This window comes from Streptomyces candidus (genome assembly GCF_014207445.1).
Classification (GTDB): domain Bacteria; phylum Actinomycetota; class Actinomycetes; order Streptomycetales; family Streptomycetaceae; genus Streptomyces; species Streptomyces candidus.
The window spans coordinates 451421-474126 of sequence record NZ_JACHEM010000002.1; the positions used below are offsets into that span (position 1 = coordinate 451421).

21 protein-coding genes and 1 pseudogene are annotated in these 22706 nt (G+C 72.8%); 9 read left to right on the forward strand and 13 right to left on the reverse strand.

The window, feature by feature from the left end; all coding sequences use genetic code 11:
* Positions 1-129: 129 nt before the first annotated feature.
* The 5 genes and pseudogenes from HNQ79_RS04995 (at position 130) to HNQ79_RS05015 (ending at position 5337) form a co-directional block, all read left to right on the forward strand.
* Positions 130-1143 carry a sugar ABC transporter substrate-binding protein gene (locus tag HNQ79_RS04995; protein WP_185027272.1) on the forward strand — a complete coding sequence of 338 codons (1014 nt, stop codon included), beginning with the start codon at positions 130-132 and terminating at the stop codon, positions 1141-1143.
* Positions 1140-2204: an ABC transporter permease gene (locus HNQ79_RS05000; RefSeq protein ID WP_185027274.1), complete on the forward strand. Its 1065-nt coding sequence runs from the start codon at positions 1140-1142 to the stop codon at positions 2202-2204. The genes HNQ79_RS04995 and HNQ79_RS05000 overlap by 4 nt, the downstream gene beginning before the upstream one ends.
* Entirely contained in the window at positions 2201-3067 is an 867-nt protein-coding gene (locus tag HNQ79_RS05005; protein WP_185027276.1) for an ATP-binding cassette domain-containing protein, read from the forward strand. The genes HNQ79_RS05000 and HNQ79_RS05005 overlap by 4 nt, the downstream gene beginning before the upstream one ends.
* Positions 3068-3340: 273 nt before the next feature.
* A pseudogene (locus HNQ79_RS05010) lies at positions 3341-4474 on the forward strand (ROK family glucokinase); the annotation flags it as partial.
* Positions 4475-4752: 278 nt separating this feature from the next.
* Entirely contained in the window at positions 4753-5337 is a 585-nt protein-coding gene (locus HNQ79_RS05015; RefSeq protein WP_185027278.1) for a hypothetical protein, read from the forward strand.
* 16 nt (positions 5338-5353) lie between these two features.
* Here HNQ79_RS05015 and HNQ79_RS05020 read toward each other — a convergent pair whose 3' ends face one another.
* From HNQ79_RS05020 to HNQ79_RS05040, 5 genes are all read right to left on the reverse strand, one after another.
* Entirely contained in the window at positions 5354-6886 is a 1533-nt protein-coding gene (locus tag HNQ79_RS05020) for a UDP-N-acetylmuramoyl-L-alanyl-D-glutamate--2,6-diaminopimelate ligase (RefSeq protein ID WP_185027280.1), read from the reverse strand.
* Positions 6887-7203: 317 nt separating this feature from the next.
* A complete protein-coding gene (locus tag HNQ79_RS05025; protein ID WP_185027282.1) occupies positions 7204-8133 on the reverse strand; it encodes a glycosyltransferase family 2 protein in 930 nt (309 codons plus the stop codon).
* Positions 8130-9161 (reverse strand): glycosyltransferase, encoded by a 1032-nt coding sequence (locus HNQ79_RS05030; protein ID WP_185027284.1) that lies wholly within the window; start codon positions 9159-9161, stop codon positions 8130-8132. Before HNQ79_RS05030 ends, HNQ79_RS05025 begins: the two co-directional genes overlap by 4 nt.
* Positions 9158-10243: a glycosyltransferase gene (locus tag HNQ79_RS05035; RefSeq protein ID WP_185027286.1), complete on the reverse strand. Its 1086-nt coding sequence runs from the start codon at positions 10241-10243 to the stop codon at positions 9158-9160. Before HNQ79_RS05035 ends, HNQ79_RS05030 begins: the two co-directional genes overlap by 4 nt.
* A complete protein-coding gene (locus HNQ79_RS05040; protein WP_229923198.1) occupies positions 10240-11361 on the reverse strand; it encodes a glycosyltransferase family protein in 1122 nt (373 codons plus the stop codon). Before HNQ79_RS05040 ends, HNQ79_RS05035 begins: the two co-directional genes overlap by 4 nt.
* A gap of 558 nt (positions 11362-11919) precedes the next feature.
* Here HNQ79_RS05040 and HNQ79_RS05045 point away from each other — a divergent pair.
* On the forward strand, positions 11920-13023 hold the full coding sequence (locus tag HNQ79_RS05045; RefSeq protein ID WP_185027288.1) for a carboxylate-amine ligase: 1104 nt from the start codon (positions 11920-11922) through the stop codon (positions 13021-13023).
* A 39-nt stretch (positions 13024-13062) separates the two neighbouring features.
* On the opposite strand, the gene HNQ79_RS05050 is transcribed toward HNQ79_RS05045, so the two are convergent.
* From HNQ79_RS05050 to HNQ79_RS05065, 4 genes are all read right to left on the reverse strand, one after another.
* Positions 13063-14670 (reverse strand): phytoene desaturase family protein, encoded by a 1608-nt coding sequence (locus tag HNQ79_RS05050; RefSeq protein WP_185027290.1) that lies wholly within the window; start codon positions 14668-14670, stop codon positions 13063-13065.
* Complete coding sequence (locus tag HNQ79_RS05055) at positions 14663-15130, reverse strand: SRPBCC family protein (RefSeq protein ID WP_185027292.1); 468 nt, start codon at positions 15128-15130, stop codon at positions 14663-14665. Before HNQ79_RS05055 ends, HNQ79_RS05050 begins: the two co-directional genes overlap by 8 nt.
* A gap of 194 nt (positions 15131-15324) precedes the next feature.
* A complete protein-coding gene (locus HNQ79_RS05060; protein WP_185027294.1) occupies positions 15325-15651 on the reverse strand; it encodes a plasmid stabilization protein in 327 nt (108 codons plus the stop codon).
* Between the two features lie 264 nt (positions 15652-15915).
* Entirely contained in the window at positions 15916-17112 is a 1197-nt protein-coding gene (locus HNQ79_RS05065; protein ID WP_185027296.1) for a PP2C family protein-serine/threonine phosphatase, read from the reverse strand.
* A 280-nt stretch (positions 17113-17392) separates the two neighbouring features.
* On the opposite strand from HNQ79_RS05065, the gene HNQ79_RS05070 reads away from it, so the two are divergent.
* The gene (locus HNQ79_RS05070) at positions 17393-18097 is read left to right on the forward strand and encodes a catalase family protein (protein WP_185027298.1); all 705 of its coding nucleotides are present in this window, start codon (positions 17393-17395) and stop codon (positions 18095-18097) included.
* Between the two features lie 55 nt (positions 18098-18152).
* On the opposite strand, the gene HNQ79_RS05075 is transcribed toward HNQ79_RS05070, so the two are convergent.
* The 3 genes from HNQ79_RS05075 to HNQ79_RS05085 form a co-directional block, all read right to left on the reverse strand.
* Positions 18153-18698 (reverse strand): DUF1360 domain-containing protein, encoded by a 546-nt coding sequence (locus HNQ79_RS05075; RefSeq protein WP_185027300.1) that lies wholly within the window; start codon positions 18696-18698, stop codon positions 18153-18155.
* A 110-nt stretch (positions 18699-18808) separates the two neighbouring features.
* Positions 18809-19048 (reverse strand): DUF5133 domain-containing protein, encoded by a 240-nt coding sequence (locus HNQ79_RS05080; protein ID WP_185027302.1) that lies wholly within the window; start codon positions 19046-19048, stop codon positions 18809-18811.
* A 201-nt stretch (positions 19049-19249) separates the two neighbouring features.
* On the reverse strand, positions 19250-19954 hold the full coding sequence (locus tag HNQ79_RS05085; RefSeq protein WP_185027682.1) for a HemK2/MTQ2 family protein methyltransferase: 705 nt from the start codon (positions 19952-19954) through the stop codon (positions 19250-19252).
* Positions 19955-20278: 324 nt separating this feature from the next.
* Between HNQ79_RS05085 and HNQ79_RS05090 the strand changes: the two genes are divergently transcribed.
* Positions 20279-20728, forward strand: coding sequence for an SRPBCC family protein (locus HNQ79_RS05090; RefSeq protein WP_185027684.1), 450 nt, complete (start codon positions 20279-20281; stop codon positions 20726-20728).
* 122 nt (positions 20729-20850) lie between these two features.
* On the opposite strand, the gene HNQ79_RS05095 is transcribed toward HNQ79_RS05090, so the two are convergent.
* On the reverse strand, positions 20851-21450 hold the full coding sequence (locus HNQ79_RS05095) for a flavodoxin family protein (protein WP_185027304.1): 600 nt from the start codon (positions 21448-21450) through the stop codon (positions 20851-20853).
* Between the two features lie 312 nt (positions 21451-21762).
* Here HNQ79_RS05095 and HNQ79_RS05100 point away from each other — a divergent pair, with 312 nt between their 5' ends.
* On the forward strand, positions 21763-22602 hold the full coding sequence (locus HNQ79_RS05100; protein ID WP_185027306.1) for an EamA family transporter: 840 nt from the start codon (positions 21763-21765) through the stop codon (positions 22600-22602).
* Positions 22603-22706: the final 104 nt, after the last annotated feature.

Below are 22706 nucleotides of genomic sequence, written 5' to 3' on the forward strand. Positions count from 1 at the left end.
CCGGTGATCCGCCCGATGACACACCCGCCCACCGCACGACGGACCCCCATGCCCGATACTTGGGCGGCCGGGGTCTGGCACATCACCGCCCGGCCGCACCCAGGAGTACAGCGAGAAGGGCACGACGTCGTGGCAAGGGTTCGGACAGGGGTACGCGCGCTGAGCGCCGTGCTGGCGGCGGTGCTCGGGATTTCCCTCACCGGTTGCAGCAGCACAGGTGGGAAGCGGGCCGAGGAGCGCGCGGCCGCGGCCGCCGCCCAGGGCAGGGCCGCGGTGGACACCCCCAAGTGGACCTTCGCCATGGTCACCCACTCGGGTGCGGGCGACACGTTCTGGGACATCGTCCAGAAGGGCGCCAAGCAGGCCGCGGTCAAGGACAACATCGACTTCCTCTACGCCAACAGCGCGGAGGCCCAGCAGCAGGCCCAGCTCGTCGACACGTACATCGACAAGAAGGTGGACGGCCTGATCGTGACCCTCGCCAAGCCCGACGCCATGAAGGCGGTCGTCGCCAAGGCCGTCAAGGCCGGCATCCCGGTGATCACCATCAACTCGGGCACCACCGAGTCCAAGGCCTTCGGCGCGCTCAGCCACATCGGCCAGGACGAGACCATCGCGGGCGAGGCGGTCGGCGAGGAACTGGGCAGGCGTGCGAAGAAGAAGGCGCTGTGCGTCCTGCACGAGCGCGGCAACGTCGGCCACGAACAGCGCTGCGAAGGCCTCAAGAAGACCTTCGGGGGCAGCGTGGAGAACCTCTACGTCGACGGCACCAACATGCCCGACGTGCAGGCCTCCATCGAAGCCAAGCTCCAGACGACCAAGGACATCGACTCCGTCGTCACCCTCGGCGCGCCGTTCGCGGACGCCGCAGTACAGGCCAAGCAGCAGGCGGGCAGCGACGCCGAGATCGACACCTTCGACCTGAACGCGAAGGTCGCCGACTCCCTGGCCGCCGGCACTCTCGGCTTCGCCGTCGACCAGCAGCCCTACCTCCAGGGGTACGAGGCGGTCGACCTGCTCTGGCTGTACCGCTACAACGCGGACGTGCTCGGCGGCGGCAGGCCCGTCCTCACCGGCCCGCAGATCATCACCAAGGACAGCGCGGCCGAGCTGAAGGCGTACACGAAGCGGGGGACCCGATGACAGCGACCGCACCGGCACCACGAACGCCCGTCCCACAGGGCGGGCCCGACGAACGGCTGGTCCACACCTCGCCGCTGCGCAAGCTGATGGGCCGCCCCGAGCTCGGGTCCGTCGTCGGCGCCGTCGCCGTGTTCCTGTTCTTCTCGATCGCCGCCGACAGCTTCCTGCGGGCCTCCAGCTTCGGCACCGTCCTCTACGCGGCCTCCACGATCGGCATCATGGCGGTGCCCGTCGCCCTGCTGATGATCGGCGGCGAGTTCGACCTCTCCGCCGGTGTCATGGTGACCAGCTCCGCGCTGATCTCCTCGATGTTCAGCTACCAGATGACCGCCAACGTCTGGGTCGGCGTCCTCGTCTCGCTGCTCGTGACGCTGCTGCTGGGCGTCTTCAACGGCTTCGTGCTGACCCGCACCAAGCTGCCGAGCTTCATCATCACGCTCGGCACCTTCCTGATGCTGACCGGGCTCAACCTCGGCCTCACCAAGCTCATCAGCGGCACCGTCTCCACCAAGTCCATCGGCGACATGGAGGGCTTCGAGTCCGCCAAGGCCGTCTTCGCCTCCCAGCTCACCCTCGGCCCGGTCAGCCTCAAGATCACCATCCTCTGGTGGTTCGTGCTGATCGCCCTGGCCACCTGGATCCTGCTGCGCACCCGCGCGGGCAACTGGATCTTCGCGGTCGGCGGGGAGAAGGACGCCGCCCGCGCCACCGGCGTACCCGTCAACAAGACCCGCATCGGCCTCTACATGGGCGTCGCGTTCGCCGCCTGGGTGTCGGGCCAGCACCTGCTGTTCAGCTACGACGTCGTGCAGTCCGGCGAGGGCGTCGGCAACGAGCTGACGTACATCATCGCGGCCGTCATCGGCGGCTGCCTGATCACCGGAGGCTACGGATCCGCGGTCGGTTCGGCGGTCGGCGCGTTCATCTTCGGCATGACGAGCAAGGGCATCGTGTACGCCGAGTGGAACCCGGACTGGTTCAAGTTCTTCCTCGGAGCGATGCTCCTTCTGGCCACCCTGCTCAACGCATGGGTACGCAAGCGAGCGGAGGCGCGGTCATGAGCACAGCCGTCGGACCCGGAACGACCCCTTCGGCGCCCGGGACACCGCTCGTCGAACTCGACCGCGTGTCGAAGTTCTACGGGAACATCAAGGCCCTCGAAGGCGTCTCCCTCGAAGTGCACGCGGGCGAGATCACCTGCGTCCTCGGCGACAACGGCGCGGGCAAGTCCACTCTCATCAAGATCATCGCGGGACTGCACCAGCACGACGAGGGCACCTTCCGCATCGAGGGCGCGGACACCACCCTGGTCAACCCGCGCGACGCCCTGGACCGGGGCATCGCCACCGTCTACCAGGACCTCGCCGTCGTCCCGCTGATGCCCGTCTGGCGCAACTTCTTCCTCGGCTCCGAGCCCACGAAGGGACGCGGCCCGCTGCGACGCCTCGACGTGCGGCTGATGCGTGAAACGACCCGCTCCGAACTGCTGCGCATGGGCATCGACCTGCGCGACGTCGACCAGCCGATCGGTACCCTCTCCGGCGGAGAACGGCAGTGCGTGGCCATCGCCCGCGCCGTGTACTTCGGCGCGAAGGTCCTCGTACTCGACGAGCCGACGGCCGCGCTGGGCGTCAAGCAGTCCGGCGTCGTCCTCAAGTACGTCGCCGCCGCGCGCGACGCGGGCCTGGGCGTCGTCCTGATCACGCACAACCCGCACCACGCCCACCTCGTGGGCGACCGCTTCGTGCTCCTCAAGCGGGGGGCGATGTCCGGCAGCAGCACCAAGGACGGGACCACCCTCGACGAATTGACCCGGCAGATGGCGGGCGGCAGCGAACTCGACGAGCTCAGCCACGAACTGGAACGCGCCCCGGCCCCCTCCCACCTGGGCGGTCACCCGGCGGACGCCGAGCCCCGGAAGTAGGCACCGCACAGCGACCGGGAGCAGCGGGCGTGCCGTGGCGCGGTGAGGAACGCCACGGCCCGTTTCCCCTGCCCGCCGGACCCAGCCGCCCGGCCGGACGAGTTCCTTACCCGTACGGATGGCAGAATCGGCGACGGCGGGCGCCGTCCGCCGCCGGGCCCCCGGGCACGTTCCGAGGCGCGGCTCCCCCACACCGCAGGGACGATCCACCGTGCGTTCCCCCCGCCCCTCCCGGCCCCACGGGACAGCGCCCCACGCGGAAGGCCCCGGCCGATGAGCAACACCTATCGTGACTTCGCCACCCGTGGCACCGCCCGCGCCACCGTGCTGCGTACCGTGGGCCCGCGCGAGCGCCGCTCCCACCTGACCGCGCCGCGCGTACCCACCGTCGGCATCGACATCGGCGGCACGAAGGTGATGGCGGGCGTCGTCGACGCCGACGGCAACATCCTGGAGACGCTCCGCACGGAGACCCCGGACAAGTCCAAGAGCCCCAAGGTCGTCGAGGACACCATCGTCGAGCTGGTCCTGGACCTCTCCGACCGGCACGACGTGCACGCCGTCGGCATCGGCGCGGCGGGCTGGGTCGACGCGGACCGCAACAAGGTGCTCTTCGCCCCGCACCTCGCCTGGCGCAACGAACCGCTGCGCGACGCCATCTCGGCCCGTCTGGCGGTTCCCGTCCTCGTCGACAACGACGCCAACACCGCCGCCTGGGCGGAGTGGCGCTTCGGCGCGGGACGCGGTGAGGACCACCTCGTCATGATCACCCTGGGTACCGGCATCGGCGGGGCCATCCTGGAGGACGGGCAGGTCAAGCGGGGCAAGTTCGGTGTGGCCGGCGAATTCGGGCACATGCAGGTCGTGCCGGGCGGACACCGCTGCCCGTGCGGCAACCGCGGCTGCTGGGAGCAGTACAGCTCCGGCAACGCCCTCGTCCGGGAGGCCCGCGAACTCGCCGCCGCCGACTCCCCGGTCGCGTACCACCTCATCGAGCGCGTCGGCGGCAACATCCACGAGATCACCGGGCCGCTCATCACCGAGCTGGCCCGCGGCGGCGACGCCATGTGCGTCGAGCTCCTGCAGGACATCGGCCAGTGGCTCGGCGTCGGCATCGCGAATCTGGCCGCCGCGCTCGACCCGTCCTGCTTCGTCATCGGCGGCGGCGTCAGCGCCGCCGACGACCTGCTCATCGGTCCGGCCAGGGACGCCTTCCGCCGTCACCTCACCGGGCGCGGCTACCGGCCCGAGGCCCGTATCGCCAAGGCGCAGCTGGGTCCGGAGGCCGGCATGGTCGGCGCCGCCGATCTCGCCCGCCTCGTCGCCCGCCGTTTCCGCCGCGCCAACCGCCGCCGGGTGGAGCGCCACGAGCGGTACGAGCGCTACGCCCAGGCCCTGCGCACCGCCACCACCCCGGGCGCCGCCCTGTCCGACCTCGCCACGACCATCGGCGCGGGCGGCACCGGCCCGGCGAACGGCCATAGCAAGGAGAACGGCCGGAGCAGTCAGGGCAAGGAGAACGGCCAGGGCGGTACCAGCGACCCGGCCGCCCCACGCGGCACGGGAAACCTGCCCGGCGGGACCACCGCGCCCGACTCGCCCGACGCCGTCGACGCACCGGCCACCGGCCGCTCGACCAGTACCGACCGTACGACCCGCGCCGACGGCGCCGAGGGAACCACCCGATGACGTCCGCCATCCCCCGCCAGAGCCCTTCTCCCGACGGCCGCGAGGACCGCCCGCCGGAGTCCCGTCGGCGCGTGATCGTGCGCCGCACCCTCACCGCGCTCATCATCGTCCTGCTCATCGGCATCCCCGCCGGTTACCTGGTGATCTCCGCGGAGCAGAGCCGCGACAGCGGCCGCAACAAGGAGCGCGAGGCCTCTGCCGGAGGACTGACCGTCGGCTGGCCCTCCCAGGTGCAGCGGCGGATCTACCAGCTGCCGATCCCGCTGATGGCGCAGAACCTCGCCTACTACGAGACCAACAACTGGAAGACCAGCCGGATGCACGTCCGGTTCGCCACCACGCCCGCCGACCTCGACACGTTCCTCAAGGAGGTCGGCACCTCCACCTCGGCCCTCAAGGAGGGCGAGGTGACCATTCGCGAGAACGACCGGGAGACCGTCGGCTGGGTCTTCATGCCGCACCGCAAGTGGGCGGGTCTGGTTCACCGGCAGAAGGAGCCGCTGCCCACCCTGGACATCACCGTGGACCGCACGATTCCCGAGCGTCCCTGGGTGTACGCGGTCTCCACCGCCAGCCCGTAGGATGCGCCCCGCCGCCTCATGAACCCGCGGAGGTGTCCGGCCGGGTCACGGGGACGCGGCCGGCCGACCGCTGCAGGGCGAGTTCGCGCACGGTGGCCATGTCGCTGAACGGAATGAGTTCCCCCCGTACGGTCTGGTGCGGCTCGCTGCCCTTGCCGGCGACGAGGACGGTGTCCTCGGGACCGGCCGCCGCCAGCGCGTGGGCGATGGCTTCGCGCCGGTCGGCGAGCCGCTCGAACGGCGTGCCCGTCGACGCGAGGCCGGGGGCGATCTGGTCCAGGATGGCCTCCGGGTCCTCGTCGCGGGGGTTGTCCGAGGTCAGGACACACAGGTCCGAGTGCATCCCGGCGATCCGTCCCATCTCGGCCCGCTTCGTGGTGTCCCGGTCGCCGCCGCAGCCGAAGACGGTGATCACCCGGCCGCGTGCGTACCCGCGGATGCTGGTGAGGACCTTGTCCAGGGAGTCGGGGGAGTGCGCGTAGTCCACCACCACGGACGTGCCCTCGGCGGTCTCGAAGCGTTCGAACCGGCCGGGGACGGGCGGCATCTGTCCGAGCGCCGCCACCAGGGCCCCGAGGTCGTGGCCCAGCACGTGGCAGGAGACCAGCGCGGCGAGGGCGTTGGCCACCGAGTACCGGCCGGGGAACGGGATCGAGGCGGGGTACGCGCGCCCGCCGTGCCGCAGCGTGAAACGGGTGCCCGTGGCGCTGACCTCCAGGTCGGTCGCCCGGTAGTCGGCCGGCACGTCCAGCGCGTACGTGGTCACCGCGCCCGGCATCAGCGCCACGATCCCGGCGCCCACCGGGTCGTCGGCGTTGACCACCGCGTGCCGGCACAGCCCCTGGAACAGGCGCAGCTTGGCGTCCCGGTAGTCGGCCATGGTCCCGTGGTCGTCCAGGTGGTCCTGGGTCAGGTTGGTGAACACCCCGACGTCGACGAACGTACGGTCCATCCGGTACGTCAGCAGCGCCATCGACGTCGCCTCCAGCACCACGCTGCCCGTCGCACGGTCCCGCATGTACCCGAGCAGGTACTGGAGGTCGGGTGACTCCGGGGTGGTGAGCACCGACGGCGGCATGGGGACGAGCTCGTCGCCGATCCGGCTGCCGGCCGTCCCTATGACCCCCACCTTCGCCCCCGTGGAGATCCGCAGGACCGACTCGACCATGTACGAGACCGAGGTCTTCCCGTTGGTGCCGGTGATCGCCACCATGTCCATCCCGCGTCCCGGTTCGCCGAAGTAGCGCGAGGCGACCACCGCGCCCGCCCGCCGGGCGTCCGGCACCCGCACGGTGCACCTGTCGGCGGGCCACAGCGTCTCCGGGAGCGCCGGGTCCGCTTCTTCGACGAGGACCGCGACGGCTCCGCGGGCGAACGCCGCCGCCACGCACGCGGGCCCGCCCTCACGGTGGCCGGGCACGGCGACGAAGACGGATCCGGGCGTCACGCGGTCGACGTCGAAGGTGGCGCCCGCGCTGATGTCGGTGGTGCTCGGGTCGCCCTGGAGGACGTGGTGTTCCTGGCCGGCCAGCAGATCGCTCAACTTCAAAGTGAACCCTTCGGAGTGGCTCGGCCCAGTGGGTGCGGTCGCAGCCGTGCGGCAGTACCGGCGGTGGCCGGCGGCTGCGGTGGAGACGTGGAGCGGACGCGGGGAACCCGGCCCTGCGGGCGCCGGCCGGGGCGGCTCTCGGCCCCGGGGGAGGGGCCCGGTGCACGGCAGGGTCGCGAGGCAGGCCGGTGCGAGAGCGAATGGGTGCTGCGCGGAGGGCAGCCGCGGTCGATGCCGCTGCCGGAGAGGGCGTGCGAGACGGTGGGACCGCGCACGCCGTGCTGCCGAAGCTACAGTCAGATCGCCGCCGGGGCCAACTACCCCTCGGCGAGGGACCCCGAGTCCGCCGTCTTCCGCCAGGTGTCGCGGGCTCCGTCGTAGGTGACCAGGCCCAGGCCGGCGAAGTCGCGCAGCCACCCCTCCATCGGCCACGTACCCCAACGGCTTCTGAAGAGGGCGCCGTTGCGGAGGATGTCGTCGAGGTGCTCGACCGGCGGCCGGCTCACCGGGTGGTGCTGGTGGTACGCCGGCGCGCCGCCGACCCACCACAGGCCGATGCCCAGGGCGGCCGCGGTGGAGGCGAAGTCGGTGTCCTCGCCGCCGTACCCGCTGTACTCCTCGCAGAAGCCGCCGATGTCGTGCCAGGTGCGGGGGGTCAGGGCGAAGGACAGCGACCAGAAGAGGCGGTGGTCGCCGTCGCGCAGCACCTCCGAGTCGCCGGGTACCGGCCGGCCGGGGTGCGGCGGCGCGAGGCGCGGCAGCGAGGCGAGCCGGTAGCCCCCGGGCGGAGGCGGTGGGAGGTAGGCGACCGTGCCGCAGAGCAGGGCGCCGTCCACGGCTGTCTCGGCGTAGCGGGCGAGCAGGGCCGGTCCGGGAACGCAGTCCACGTCGAGGAAGACCAGCAGGTCGGCGCCGGCTGCCACGGCGCGGCGGGCGCCGGCGTTGCGGGCCGCCGCGAGCGGCAGCCGCCCGGCGGCGTCGAGGGGGACGGGCAGCGTGTCCATCGCCGGGCAGCCCCCGGCCACGGCGTCCGGAACCGTGTGGTCGCCCATGGTGACGACCACGTAGTGGTCCGGTGGGCGCGTCCCGGCAGCCAGTCCCGCCTGCTGGAGCCGCAGGTGCCGGTGCCGGCCCGCGACCAGGGTGATCACCGCGATCCGCCTGCCGTCCGCCGTGCCGCCGCGCGGTGACGGTTGTGCTCCGTGCGCGCGGTGGGCCTCCCTCCCGGGCCTCTCGGGGGTCCTCATGCCGCCTGCCGGTCCAAGGAGGTGGCCGACACATGGTCGAGTGCCTCGGCCGCCCGCCGGGCGCCGTCCCCCGGGGCCCACCGGGCCCACCGGTCGGCGGGCCGCTCCCGCGTGCGGTTCAGCAGGTCGGCCCACTCCCCGGGCTCGGGCCAGGTCGCCCGTACGGTGGCCAGGTCGCCGGCCCGCAGGGCCTCGGCGGTCGCGTGCTGCTCGCCGTGCGGGCGGTCCTGCGGGACGACGACGGTGGGGACGCGGGCCGCGGCGCACTCGGCGACGGCGTTCTGGCCGGCGTGTGTGACGACCACGTCCGCCCGGCACAGCACCGGCCACGGGTCGTCGACCCAGGCTTCGCCCGGGGCGCCCAGGAACGTCCACGTCCACCCGGGCGTGCTCGCCGCGGCCCGCCGGAAGTCGTCGCCGTCGACGCCCGAGCCCCCGGCGCCCAGCATGACGACGACCTCCCGGGGGCCGCCTGCGGGGCGTACGTGTGCGCGGGGGCGGCCGTCGTACCGGGAGAACGCCCCGGTGTGCACCGTCTTGTCCAGCCAGGCCCGAGGCCAGTCGGGCTCCGGCAGCTCCGCGGGCCAGGGTGCGAGCAGGGCGTCGGCGACGGTGTAGCCGAGCCGGTGCGCCGGGTCGAAGCGGTCGCCGCGCATCGCCGCCGCGACGACGGGGACGCCCATGAGCCTGGCCAGCAGAGCCACTTCCACGGAGACGTCACTGACGAACAGGGTGGGCGCGGCCCGCGTGATCCAGTCCGCGACGGCGCCCATCCGTTCCCTGAGGCCGGGGTGGTGGCGGGGGACCCAGTGCAGCGCGCCACCGGCCGTCGGATCCGCAGCCCCGGCCGCCTCCGCGCCCGGCACGGCAGCGTCGGCGTCCATCGGCAGGCGGACCCAGTCCCCCTCCCAGCCGTCGGGCCGCGGGAGGGAGGAGAAGCCGGTCACCGGTGTGCACAGGTGCCGGGAGACGCACACGGCGCGGTGCAGATGGCCGCGGCCCTGGTGGTGCACGTAGTAGCCGATCATGCCGCGAGTTCGTGGTAGAGGGCGGTGTAGCCGTCCGCCATGGCGTCCAGCGTGCAGAACCGCTCGGCGCGTTCGCGTGCCGCGCGGCGGTCGAGGCGGGTGACGTCGTCGATGAGTGCGGCCAGGGCGCCGACGTCGTCGGGCGGGGCCAGCAGCCCGCACTCAGGGGTGAGGATCTCGGCGAGCGCGCCCCGGTCGAAACCGCACACCGGGGTGCCGCAGGACAACGCCTCCGCGACGACCAGCCCGTACGGCTCGTCCCAGCACGGTGTCACCAGGGCCGCCGCCGACGAGCCCACGAGCGCGGCCAGTGCGCGGCGGTCGAGGTGGCCGACGTAACGGATGTCCTCGTCCAGCAGGGGCGCCACCCGCCTCTCGAAGTACTCCCGGTCCCCGACGGGCCCCGCCAGACGCAGCGAACGACCGGCCCTGCGGGCGGCCTCGGCGGCCAGATGGGGGCCCTTTTCCGGTACGACGCGCCCGAACCAGACCAGGTGCGGGCCGCCGGGGCCGCTGGGCCACTTGGCGGTGTCGACGCCGTTGCGGATCACCCGGGCGTCGGTCACCAGTGGCTGCCAGGCGGCGGCCGTGTGCGCGCTGACGGCGGTGAACGTGAGCGCGCGGCTGCCGTACCGCTCGACGGCCGACGCCTGGATGGCGGATTCCAGCCACGGCGTGGGCGGGGTGTGCAGAGTGGTCACCACCGGCGCCCGCACGGCCGGGGCCATCGCGAGCGGCAGGTAGTGGAGGCTGTTGTTGTGCACCACGTCGAAGCGCCGCCCGGCGTCCGACGCGAGGTCCAGCATCAGCCGCAGGTACGCGTGGTGCTCCTCCATCCACACGCGGCCCGGCATGCTGACGTCCGACCGGGCCGCCGCGCTCAGCGTCGGCCGTTGCACCGGTAGCTCCGTGGCGCCGAGACCGGGGTCGGAACCGGGGGCCGCGAAGAGCTCGACCCGGTGGCCCCGCGTGCCCAGGGCGCGGGCGAGCGCCCAGGTGTGCGCTTCCAGCCCCCCGGCGAACGGCTCCCTGATGGGGAAGCGGGCGGACGCGACCATGGCGATCCGCAGGGACGCGCTCATCCCAGCAGTCCCGCGTAGATCCTGCGGTGCGCGGCGGCGACGGCGGCCCGCTCGGCCTCCCGTTCCGCCGGGGAGGCCCGCCATGCGGGGCGGGCCCGGTGGGCCTCCAGCACCGCGGCGCGCAGGGACGCCTCGTCCAGGCCGTCGCGCTGGGTGCTGCCGTAGGACAGGCACGGCCGCTGCTGGGCGTAGTAGCCGCAGGACGGGGCGGCCACGGCGGTGCCGAGGTCGTGGCACGCCTCCAGCCACCCGGAGTGGGTGCCGAACGCGTAGGGCAGTACGGAGAGGTCGAGCGACGAGAGGTAGTCCCACAGCTCGTCGTCGTCGAAGTAGTCGTGCTCCTCCAGACGCAGCCGTCCGGCGTCGGCCAGGGTGCGCAGCTCCGCCATCACCTCGGGCGCGTGGGCGTGCGCGGCCGGGTCGCCCACCTCGTGGTGGATGTTCACCTGCAACTGGGCGTCCGGCAGGTCGGCCACGGCTTCCGCGAGGACCCGTACGACCGGCAGGAGGACCATGTTCGGGCGCAGGCTCTTGGCGTGCACGCCCACCCGGAAGCCGTCGTGGTGCGGACGAGGCCGGGTCAGCCGGGGCTCCGCCACGACGTGCGGGTGGGGCAGGACGGTCGCTTCGCGCTGCCAGCGTCGCGCGATCTCGGCGGCGGCGCCGGGCGTCAGCGTGATGAGGTGGTCGGCGGCCGGTACCAGGACGTCGAGAGCGGCTTCGTGCGGCGCGGGGTCGGGCTGGTGCGGGTTGCGCAGGTCGTGCACGGTGTAGAGCAGCGGCTTGCCGTGCCGTCGCAACGCCCCGACGAGGGAGCCCAGTTGTGCGGGCGACTGCGCGTCGAAACCGAAGTGCAGGTGGAACACGTCGAATTCCTCGTGGTGCGCGTTCACCCAGGCGGGGTCGAGCATGACGGGCGGCCACCAGCGCTGCGAGGTGCTGGGCGCCCCGTTGGGCCGCGGGTCGCGCAGCCGGACGACCCCGTCCGGCTGCCGCGGATCGGAGCAGTGTCGTACGTACACGTGTCCGGCCGGTACGGAGGCCACCCGGATCGTGTCGAAGAGCGCGGTGCCGCCGCTCGTGTGCCCGTACATGTCGGCCGAGACGTGCTGTTCCATGTGCGTGCCGCTCCTGCTCACGAGGTGGTACGAGAGTGCCGCTGCCGATGTCACGGGGCGCCGACAGCCCTTGACTGCCCGGTGGGGCACGGGTGTGCCGCCGCCGGGCGGAGCAGGCAGCCCCGGACCTCGCCCATTCCGCCACAGCCCCACAGGCACCGCAAACCGGGGCACAACGGATGAGTGGGCTGTGGTGCGCGGGCCGGTCGCCGAGGTACCGGGCACCCCTTCCCCGCGGTTCTGGAGGTGCGGGTCGGCGCGGCGCACCGCAGGATGACAGGGCAAGTGCATGTCGTGCTTCGGACCGCAGGCACGTCGCGGAAGCGGGGGCGGTGGCTGCCCCGGGCCGAAGGGCCTCCGGCGCCACCGCTTCCCGCAGCCGTCCGCTCACCACCCGCACGCCGGGCGAGGGCGCCGTTTCCGTCGCCCGCGAGTGGGCCGCGGGCCCACGGGTACACCCGACAACGAACGCACCTCCTCAGGTGAGCAACGCCGCGATGCGAGCCGACCAGTCGCATCGCGGCCGGACACGGCAGCGAGCGGAGCGGAGGGCGATCGATGACGACGATCGGCGTCGAAGAGGAATACCTGCTGTTCGACCCCGTGACCGGCCTCCCGGTGGCCCAGGCGGAGAAGGTGCGCCGGGCGACGGATCTGGAGGGCGGCGCGTCCGACAGGGGCGGGGAGGTCCAGCCGGAGCTGCTCCAGGCCCAGGTCGAGGTGGCCACCCCGGTGTGCGGCACGCTGGCGGAGGTGGACACGCACCTGCGCCGGCTGCGGCAGGCCGTCGGCGTGGCAGCCGAGGCGCACGGATGCCGCCTCATGGCCTGCGCCACGCCCCCGCTGCGGGAGGACACCCCCATGCCGGTCACCGACCGGACCCGCTATCTGGCCATGCGCGCCCAGGCGCCGCAGCTCGTCGCCGAGCAGCTCATCAACGGCATGCACGTACACGTCGCCGTGCCCGACAGGGAAGCGGGCGTGCAGGTACTGAACCGCATCCGGGTCTGGCTGCCGACGCTGACGGCGATGGGGGTGAACTCCCCGCTCTGGGACGGCCGCGACACCGGCTTCGCCAGCTGGCGCACGGTGATCTTCGGCCGCTGGCCGGTCACCGGCGTACCTCCGCACTTCCAGGACGCGGCGGACTACGACCGGCGGATGGGGCAACTGCTGAACGCCGGCCTGATCGCCGACACCGGACAGCTGTACTGGCAGGCCCGCCTCTCGGAGCGGTATCCCACCGTCGAGGTGCGGTGCCTGGACGTCCAACTGCGAGTGGACGACGCGGTCGCGCTCGCCGGGGTCACCCGGGCCCTGGTGGAGACCGCCCTGGCCGAGACGGCCGCCGGCGCCCCCGCCCCGCGCCCCGCCCCGGAACTGTTGCAGGCCGCCATCTGGCACGCCGCCCGGCACGGCCTGAGCGACGCGCTGATCGACCCGGGCGGCACGCGGCGGCCCGCAGGAGACGTCCTGCACCACTGCCTCCTGCGGCACCTCGCCCCGGCGCTCGACGCGTCCGGCGACGCCCCCCTCGTGACGGGCTGGGTGCACCGCCTCCTGCGGGAGGGCACCGGAGCCGACCGGCAACGCACCGCCTTCACCGGCGGTGGCCCGGCGGCGGCCCTCGACCTGATCACCACCGAGAGCAACACGCACTGACGACACGTCCGGGACGCCCGCGGCCGTGCAGCGGCAGGCTCACCGCCGGCGGGTCAGCACCCGCTGGGCGGCCACGGCGGCACCGTGCACCGGCCCGCGGGTCCGCAGCGCGGCACGGGCCGCGTTGGCGCCCGGAGCGCCGTGCACCCCGCCGCCGGGGTGGGCGGACGCCGACGCGAGGTAGAGGCCCCTGACCGGGGTCTCGGGACGGCCCGTGCCCGGCACGGGACGGAAGACCAGCTGCTGGTGCAGCGAAGCCGTACCGCCGTTGATCGCCCCGTGGTGCAAATTGGCGTTCGCCGCCTGGAGGGTGGGCGGCGCGAGGATGCGCCGCGCCCGGATCCGGTCGCGGAAGCCCGGTGCGTACCGTTCGACCTGCTCCTCCATGCGGTCGGCCATGACCTCCTGCTCGCCCTTGTCCCAGCGGCCGGTCAGCCGGGCCTCCCCGGCGTCGCCGCGCACCTCCTGCGGCACGTGCGTGTAGGCCCACGCGGACTCCGTGCCGGCGGGGGAGCGCGAGGGATCCGCCGTGGTCATCTGGCCGAAGAGCAGGAACGGGCGGTCCGGGATCCGCCCGGTGGCCAGCTGGGCGGCGAACCGGGTGAGGTCGTCGACGCCGTCGGCCAGGTGGACGGTCCCGGCCCCGGCCGCTTCGGACGCGGTCCACGGGACCTGTCCGTCGAGCGCCCAGTCGACCTTGAAGGTCGCGAAGTCCCACTGGAAGCGCCGCAGGTCGTCGTGGACGCGTGAGGGCAGGTGGCGCTCGGCGACCAGCTCGCCGTACAGCTGCGGTGCGCTGACGTCGGCCAGTACGGCGTGCCGGGCCCGGTGCGCCTGCCCATCGGCGGTGCGGACGCCCAGCGCCCTGCCGCCGCGCACCACCACCTCCGTGACCTGCTGCCCGCAGTGCACGCTGCCGCCGCGCTCCCGCAGCCGCGCCACCAGGGCATCGGTCAACGCCCCCGCGCCTCCGACGGGAACCGGGAAGCCGTGGCTCTGCCCCAGCATGGACATCATCCAGCCGAAGCCGCCGCTGCCCGCCGCCTCCGGGGCGAGGTCCGCGTGCAGCGCGTTCCCGGCGAGCAACAGCCGACCGCCCGCCCCGGCGAATTTCTCCTCACCCAGCCGTCGCACCGGCAGCAGCAGTTCGCGTACGAACCGCAGCCCGCCCGCGGCGCGGACCCGGGCGGCGAGCACGGCGGCCGACCGCACCGGGGGGAACGGCGTGAACAGGGCGTCCAGTACGGGACCGCCCACCCGGTCCCAACCCCCGCACAGGTCCAGCCACGACTGCCCGTCGCCGGGGGCGAAGCGCTCCAGACTCCGGGCCGTCACCGCACGGTCGCGGTCCAGCACCGCGCAGCGCCCGTCCAGCAGGGGATGCGCGAGGACGTGCGGCGCGTGGCTCCAGCGCAGCCCGTACTCCTCCAGGCCGAGGGCGCCGATGACGGGGGAAGCGACGGCCAGCGGATAGAACGCGCTGAACACATCGCTGACGAAGTCCGGGTCGACGGCGCGGTCGCTGCGTACCGCGCCCCCCGGCTCGTCCTGCGCCTCCAGTACCGTCACCTGCCACCCGGCGTCGGCCAGCAGATTGGCGGCGACAAGACCGTTGGGGCCGCTGCCGACCACGACCGCGTCAGACATCGGCGCTCTGCTCGCTCCGCTGGGGCGCGGATTCCTCGACGACGCGGGCGAGCCTCCCGAGCATCAGGCGATGGCGTTGTTGCATGAGGAGGTCGACCACGCTGTTGTGCAGTGCGCCGCCCACTCCGCGCAGCGGATGCTCGTCCAGGATGACCAGCGTGTCTTCGCCCCAGGGGCGGATGTCGAAGGCGATGCGCGCACTGCCGAGCGGGCCGCTGTGCGCCTCCAGTTCCAGCGCGTGCGGAGGATCGTGGCGACGGACGACGGTGGTGCCCTCGAACTCCTTGGGGCCCAGCCGGACGGTGTAGTGCAGGGTGGCTCCGGGCCGGGGCCAGACCTCCTGCCCGCTCGGACAGGTGGAGTGGGTGCCGACCACCCAGTCGGAGTAGCGGGACTCGTCCCGAAGCACCTCCCACAGGGCGTGCGGGGGGCGACGGATGAGCTGGTGCCGTACGACCACGGTTCCTCCAGGCGACGGGGACGGTCAACTGCTTGCTCGATCACTGCTGATCGTCGCGCAGATGTCGTATGACCGCATGCGCCCGGTTCACACCCCACCCGGCATCCGCCCGCGGTGCCCGGTGCGGGGCGGGGACGGCAGCGCCCCCGCCCCGCACCGCCCGCGGCCCCGCGTGCTGCGCGCCCGGCGCCAGGTCAGCGGCCCAGGGCCTTGGCCAGCTCCTGCTTGTTCATCGACGAGCGGCCCTCGACGCCACGCTTCTTCGCCTCCTCGTACAACTGGTCCTTCGTCGGACCCTGGGAGCCACTGTGGGAGCGCTCGCCGCCGCGCTGCGAGGCGGACTTCTTGTCCCGGGTGGACGTCCTGCTCGCCGTCTTCGACTCGCCGGCGCGGGCCCGCTCCTTGTTCACGGTGCGCGCGGCGATCTCCTCCGCGCGCTCCGTGGAGGTGCCGCGCTTCTCGGCGCCCTCCTTGATGTGCTCGTACTGGCGTTCACGCTTCGGGCTCGAACCTCGTGGCATGACGGACTCCTTACGGTCACGACGGACCGGACGGTTTCGACGCACGGGACGCGGACGACCCGGTCGCCGCGTTCCCCTGACTGTGCGCGTGCCCCGCCTCGCAGGCCGGAACACGGATCTCCCATCCGACGCGGCTGCCGGCCGCTGCGCGAGCGGACAGCGGCCGGACGGGGTACCGCGCACCGTGCGGCCGTCGCCCCGGCGGAGGTGGCACGGATCCGGTGCGACCACGGCCCCCGCAAACGGGGCTCTGCCAGGTGCGGTTCAGGGACGCCACGAGCGCGGCGGGGGCGTGGTTCGGGGGCCGTGCCAGTCCAGGCACAGGACGGTGGCGTCGTCCCTGGGCGGGCCGTTGTAGGCGTCGGCGACGGCGGCGACCAGGGTGCGCACCACCTCGCGCGGGTGCTCGGCGGCGGTCTTGCGGAGGAGGGCGGGCAGGTCGACCGCTTCCGCCTCGCGTTCCTGCATGCCGTCGGTGTGGAGCACGAGGCGGTCGCCGGGTCTCAGGTCGAGGTCCTGCACTTGATACCGGCCCTGGCCCAGGACGCCGAAGGGCAGGTTCACCGCCAGTTGGAGTGCGGTCACCTCGCCCTCGCGCAGCCGCAGTGGCCAGGGGTGGCCGGCGTTGACGAGCTGGGCCCCGGTGCCGTCGAGGGAAACGCGCAGCAGTTGGCCGGTGGCGAAGGTGCGCCGGCCGTGGTCGAGCAGGGCCTGGTGGGTCTGGCGGGCCTGCTCGGCGAGGTCGGCACCGGCACGGCGGGCGCCGCGGGAGGCGTTGACCAGAAGGGTCGCCATGAGGGAGGCGTTGACGTCGTGGCCCATGGCGTCGGTGACGGAGAGGTGCAGGGTGTCGTTGTCGAGGCTGTAGTCGTAGGTGTCGCCCGCGATGTCGGAGGCGGGGACCAGCGCTGCGGCGAGGGAGAACTGATCCGCCTCGCAGGACGGGGCGGACGGCAGGAGCTGGCGCTGGATCTCCGCGGCCAGGCTGACCGTGGTGGTGCGGTTGCCCCAGTGGTAGAGGTCGGTGAAGCGGCGGTCGGTGACGAGGATGTACGCGAGCGCGTGCGCGGCCTCCTGGACCTGTTCCAGCACGCCCGGTGCGACCTGTGTGAGGAACAGCTCCAGGACACCGATGGTGTCACCGCGGTTGGTGACGGGCGCGAGCACCCGCTGTCCCTGGCCGTTCACCGGCGCCCGCACCGGTTTCTGTGCCCGCAGGACCTCGTCGTAGTCGCCGCTGCCGATCAGCGGGACCTGCTCGGCGCGGTGTTCCTGCACGGCGCCGGACGTCTCGTTGACCCGCAGCAGGCGCCGGCCGACGACATCGAGGAACAGGAACGACACGTATCGCGCACCGAACCGGTCGCGCAGATTGCGCGCCACGACATCCAAGGAGTCCACCGGCGCGGCATCCTCCGCCGCCGCCAGCACCTCGGCCAGTCCCATCCGATCACGTGCCACGTCAGTCTCCTTAGGTTGGAGACTCTTGTTCCCGCTCGTGGCGGCGAAAACAACCCGCACACGCACCCGGGGTGCGGACCCCCGGGTACCGCCCGTCCACGGAGCACGGGTGTGACCTGCACGGTCAGCGGTCACCGGCCAGGCCGGGCCCGTCGACCGCAGCGCTTGCCGTCACTCCTCACCGGATGGCCGAGAGATGGGCCGGTACGACCGGGGTAGGCGATGCCATGACGCTCGCGACACCGCCCCCGACGCCCTCCGCCACAGAACGGACAGCTCGATGAACAAGCTCGACCGCCTTGCCTTCCGAGCGGCGCGGTCCGCCGCCCGAAGCCGTGGTGCCCGGCGGGCCCTGCACCCCGCGGGGGTGATCGTCACGGGGCGTCTCGTCGTGCCCGGTCGCGGGACGTCGTGGCAGGTGCCGTGGCCGGGCGCACCGGGTTCCTACCCGGTGACGGCCCGGTGGTCGCTGGCTGCCGGGCTGCCGCGTCCGGTGCCGGACGCCCTGGGCCTCGCGCTGCGGGTGGAGGACGCCGACGGGCCCGGCCGCTGCCTGGAGCTGCTCCTCACGAGCAGCGGCCGTGGCCGGTGGACCCGCCATCTGCCGTTCCCGCGTATGTCCGCCACGCGCGGCCCGTACACCACTCTCCTGCCCTACGAGGTGGGCGGAGACCGAGGAGTGGTGGCGGCGTTCCCGCTCCCCGGAACGCCGCGGATCCCCGCGGACCCCGCAGCGGTGGGAGCGGCCCTGGTGCTGAGCCCGGTGGAGTTCGTGCTCTGTGTCGGGAAGGCCGGGGCCTGGCTGCCCTGGGGGCGTCTCGTTCTGCAGGGTGCCGAGCCCTTGCGGTCCGGGCCGGACGAGTTGGCGTTCGACCCGTACGACAACTCCCTGCCGGGCTTTCGTCCCGTCACGTGCCTGCGGTCGCTGCGCGTCGCGGCGTACGCGGGCTCACGCGAAGGCAGACTCGCAGCGCCCCCCTCCTGACCGGCCAGGACATGGGAGGGGGCGGCACGATCGCTCGGCCGGAGCGGTGTACGCCTCACTCGGTGTTCTTCTGCTGCAGGCAGTCGTAGCCCAATTGCATGGTGTCGGCCACCGCCAAGGTGGTAAGAGCGCCGGTCACGGTTCGTGTGGCACGGGGCCACAGCAGCTGAGCGCCGGCGAAGGTCGTCGTCAGCCAGACACTCAGACAGAACGGGCAGGTGGCCAGCTCTCCCACGGTCGACCTGATACCGCCCCCGCGCGGGCTCTCGCTGACCTCGGCAGGTCCCGTCGCCGACTCGTAGCGTGTGAACGGCGCGCGCAGCGGACTGGTGACGGACCCCTTGCTGAGCAGCCGTCCCAGCCGGAACACGGCGGTCGCCGTCAGCAGGAGGTCCTGCGGGTGCGGGCGTTTCGGGAGCTTCGTCCTCCGTACGGCGACCGCCGCGCCCCAGGCGGCCGTGTACGCGCCGAACGCGACGACGGCTCCGAGGTGTCCGCCGAGATGACGGTCCTCCCGGGGCGAGTAGGCCACGCTCGTACGCCGGAAGGCGTTGCGGGCCTTGTGCAGAGGGGTGTTCTTCTCGTGTGTCCGATGATCCATGGCAGCCTCCGTTTGAATGACGTTCTCGATCTGCGCCCGTGTCCGGTCCGGGCGGCACGCGACTCGTTGCAGCAGTCGGGGGCTGGGCTCCGAGGGCGGGCCCGGCCACGTCATCTCGCGAGTGCTTCCGGATCCTGGCGTCCGTGCGACGGTTCCGTTCGCGCCAGCAGTGCGTCTGCCGTGATGAGGGCCTGCCGGACGGTTGTCGCGGCTGTGGTGACGCACAGCGTGTAGGAGATGTTCTCCAGGGCGAGCCGGGTGTGCGTGCCGGGGTGTTCCGCGTACGCGAGCCGGGCTGTCGCATAGCGGGACAGGAGGTCTCGCAGGACGTCCGGGCGGGGGATCAGCATGGCGCTCGGCCTTTCGTCGGTCGACCCGCGGCGGCGGGAGAGGGGAAGGAGAAGGGCCGTGGCGCCGTGACGGCGGCTGTCGCCCGTCGGAAACGTGGAGCAGAAGCGAGCGGACGGGGCGCCGGTAGGGCTCGCCCAGTCCCGGCGGGCCCTTCGAACGGCATCGGCCCGTTGCCGCCGACCGCGGTGCGGCGGCGCCGGTCAGTGCTTGACAGCACGAACGATCACCAGTTCCTCCGTGTCCTGGCCGGGGGCGAGCAGCCCCCGCTCGCGCAGCCAGTCCAGTCGCTCCCGCATGACGGGACCGAGCGGGATGCGCACGCGGTCACTCACACCGGCCCGCATGCCGGCCTCCGTCAGGCGCCGCACGGTCGTCTCGGCCCCGCTCGTCGCCGAGTGGACCAGCAGGAGTGCCCCGCCGGGGCGCAGGGCCCGGGGCGCGAGGCGGCAGATGCGGTCAAGGAGGGCCCGGCCGTCCACGCCGGCGTCCCACGCACGGGCCCGCCCGCGGCCGGGCAGCGCCGCATGGGGGGCGGGAACGTAGGGCGGATTGCTGACGATGAGGTCGAACGTCCGGCCGGGCAGGGCGCTCATCAGGTCACCGCGGTGAACGGAGACCCGCTGCCGGGCAAGCAGGGCGTTGAGCCGGACGGTCAGCACCGCACGACGGGAGATGTCGACCGCGCTCACCCGGGCGCCGAGCCGGGCGGCGTGGGCGGCCAGCACACCACTGCCCGAGCACAGATCCAGGACGTCCCGGCCGGTGACATCCTCGCGGCCGAGGGCTCCGGCCAGGAAACGGCTGTCGGCCTGCGGGGCGTACACCCCCGGCAGCCGGACGACTCTGCCGAAGTCCGGCCAGGAGTGCGGGGCGTAGACGGTCGTCACAGGTCCTCCGTAGTGCATGTGGTGCGCGCTCATGCGGCCCCCGTGCCGGCGATTCACCTCACCAGACTCCGCCCCCACCAGGCGGGCCACCACTCAGGAAAGCCGTCCAGCTACTCCAGCCTCGGGTTGTCCCCCTTCGGTTGCCCTGTCCCTGCTCTCGCACACGCCGCACTTTTCCCTACTTGGCGAGCCGATTTCGCCGGTTGTGGACTTTATGCACCTGTGGGTTCATGAACGAGAAGCAAGCGGGCAACAGCACCGCAGCGGCGGAGGAGCAGGACCCTCCGCATCCGGTCCCGGCGCTCCTGCCGGGCCGGGGACGACGAAGAAGGGTGAATGACTGTGTCGAAGGTCGAGGAGTCCGTCGAGGTCGACGTGCCGGTACGTACCGTCTACGACCAGTGGACGCAGTTCGAATCGTTCCCTCAGTTCATGGACGGCGTGGAGCGGATCGAGCAGCGCACCGACACGTTGACGCACTGGGTCACCAAGATCGGGGGCGTGAGCCGGGAGTTCGACGCCGAGATCACCGAGCAGATCCCCGACGAGCGCGTCGCGTGGAAGGCGCTCGGCGGTGAGGTGAAGCAGGCCGGCGTCGTCACCTTCCACCGACTGGACGAGAAGCGGACCAAGGTGATGCTGCAGCTCGACTACGACCCCGAGGGACTGGCGGAGAACGTCGGCGACAAGCTCGGCGTCGTCAAGCGGCAGATCACGGGTGACCTGAAGCGGTTCAAGACGTTCATCGAGGAGCGCGGCCACGAGACCGGAGCCTGGCGCGGCCAGGTCTGACCTCCCCACCTCCGCCGTCGGTAACGCCGGGAGAGCCACCCGCGCCCGCCCCGCGGAAAACCCGGCAGCCCCCGCACGCTCCGTGCGGGGGCTGCGCGCTGCCCCGGGTCGGCAGCGCGGCGTCAGGAACCCGGGTAGGGGGCGCGGCGGAGTTGTTCGGCCAAGTGGTGGGCGTTCACGGCAAGGGTGTGCGTGGTGGAGGCCACGCTTTCGGGCGTTTCACCGAGGTCCTGGTAGTCGGTGCCCTGCTGGGCTTCGCCCACCCAGTAGGTCACCGCACCGGGTGCCAGGGAGAAGCCGACGTCGTTGAGGCCCTGGAAGAGGTCGGCGCTGACCTTGTGCGCGCCGTCCTCGTTGCCGACCACGGCCACGGCGGCGACCTTGCCGTACGTCAGCAGACGGCCCGCCGCATCGGTCTCGGAGAGCTCGGCGTCCAGGCGCTCCAGCACCCGTTGGCACACGCTGGAAGGGTGGCCGAGCCAGATGGGGGTGGCGAGCAGCAGAATGTCGGCGGCCATCACCTTCTCCCGCAGGGCGGGCCAGGCGTCGCCGTCGCCCATGTCGAGTCCGACACCGGGCCGGACGTCGTGGTCGACGACGCGTACGGTCTCCACCTCGGCCCCCAGTTTCTCGAACTCCGCGCCCACCTGTTCGGCCAGGAGCTGGCTGCTGGAGGGCTTGGGGGAGGGACTCAACGTGCAGACGAGGGACAGCACTCGCATGTCGTGCTCCTTCTGGCCCCTGAGGGCTCGGGTCGGTGGTGACGGGCAGCCCGTCAGCGGCGGCCGGATGCGTTCCCCGGGTCTCCGCCGGTGGAGTGCGCATCCCGTGTCCTCCACCCTGCCCCCTCCGTGCGCACGTCGCTCTTTCGGCCACCGGTGGCCGCACCTGGACACGGCAGGCGGGGGTGGATGAGGACGGTCCCCGCCGCTTGGCCGATCGCACGGTGGCGGCCGGGCTCCGGGGATTGCGGGCCGTTTCCGCACAGCGGCTTCCGGGGGTACGGGTGGGGCCACCGGGGTACGCGCCGCGTCATGGGTGCTCTTCTCGCACTGGCCTCGGCGGTCTGCTACGGCTTGGTCGACTTCGCCGGCGGCCTGCTGTCCCGGCGGATCCACTTCGCCGTGGTCACCTACTGGGGACAGCTCGGCGGCCTGTTCCTCGCCGTCGTCGCCTCCTGCGTGATGCCCGCCGTTTCGGTGCGGGCCACGGACCTGTTCTGGGGTGCCCTCTCCGGGGTCGGAAGCGCAGCGGCCATGCACTTCCTCAACCGGGGCCTGAGCCGTGGAGCCATGAGCGTCGTGATCCCGGTGAGCGCCGTCACCGGGGTCGCGCTGTCCGTCGTGTGCGGAGTGGGCTTCCTCGGCGACCGGCCCACGGTGTTGGCCTGGCTGGGCATCGGCGTCACCGTGCCCGCGCTCTGGCTCGTGGCCGGGGGCAGCGTCCGTAACGGGCGCCGGATGGGCGGGCCGGCCACCGTGGACGGGCTGATCGCGAGTCTCGGAGTCGCCGTGCAGTACGTCGGGCTCGCACAGGCCGCCCCGGCCAGCGGGCTGTGGCCGGTGGCCGCAGGGCGTCTCGCGGCCATCGTCGTCCTGTCGCCGAGCGCCGTCCGGTACGCCGGCCACTTCCGGCAACCTCTCGCCCGCCAGGCACAGGCCTTCGGGATCGGCGCGGGCGCGGCCATCGGACTCGGTCTCTACCTGCTCGCCGCCCAGCAGCAGATGCTGGCCATCGCCGTCGTCCTGGCTTCGCTGTACCCGGCCATCCCGACGGTCCTCGGTCTCACCGTGCTGCACGAAAAGGTAACCCGGGCGCAGGCGGTGGGGCTGGCGGGCGCGGCGGGGGCGGTCGTACTGCTGACCCTGGGGTGATCAGATTGCTCCTCGTGCGCGCCGAGCACGCCAGCAGGCGACCGTCCACCCGGTCGGCGCTTTCGGGGATCACGTCAGGGCGCTCGGCGCTCCTGGCCGCGTAC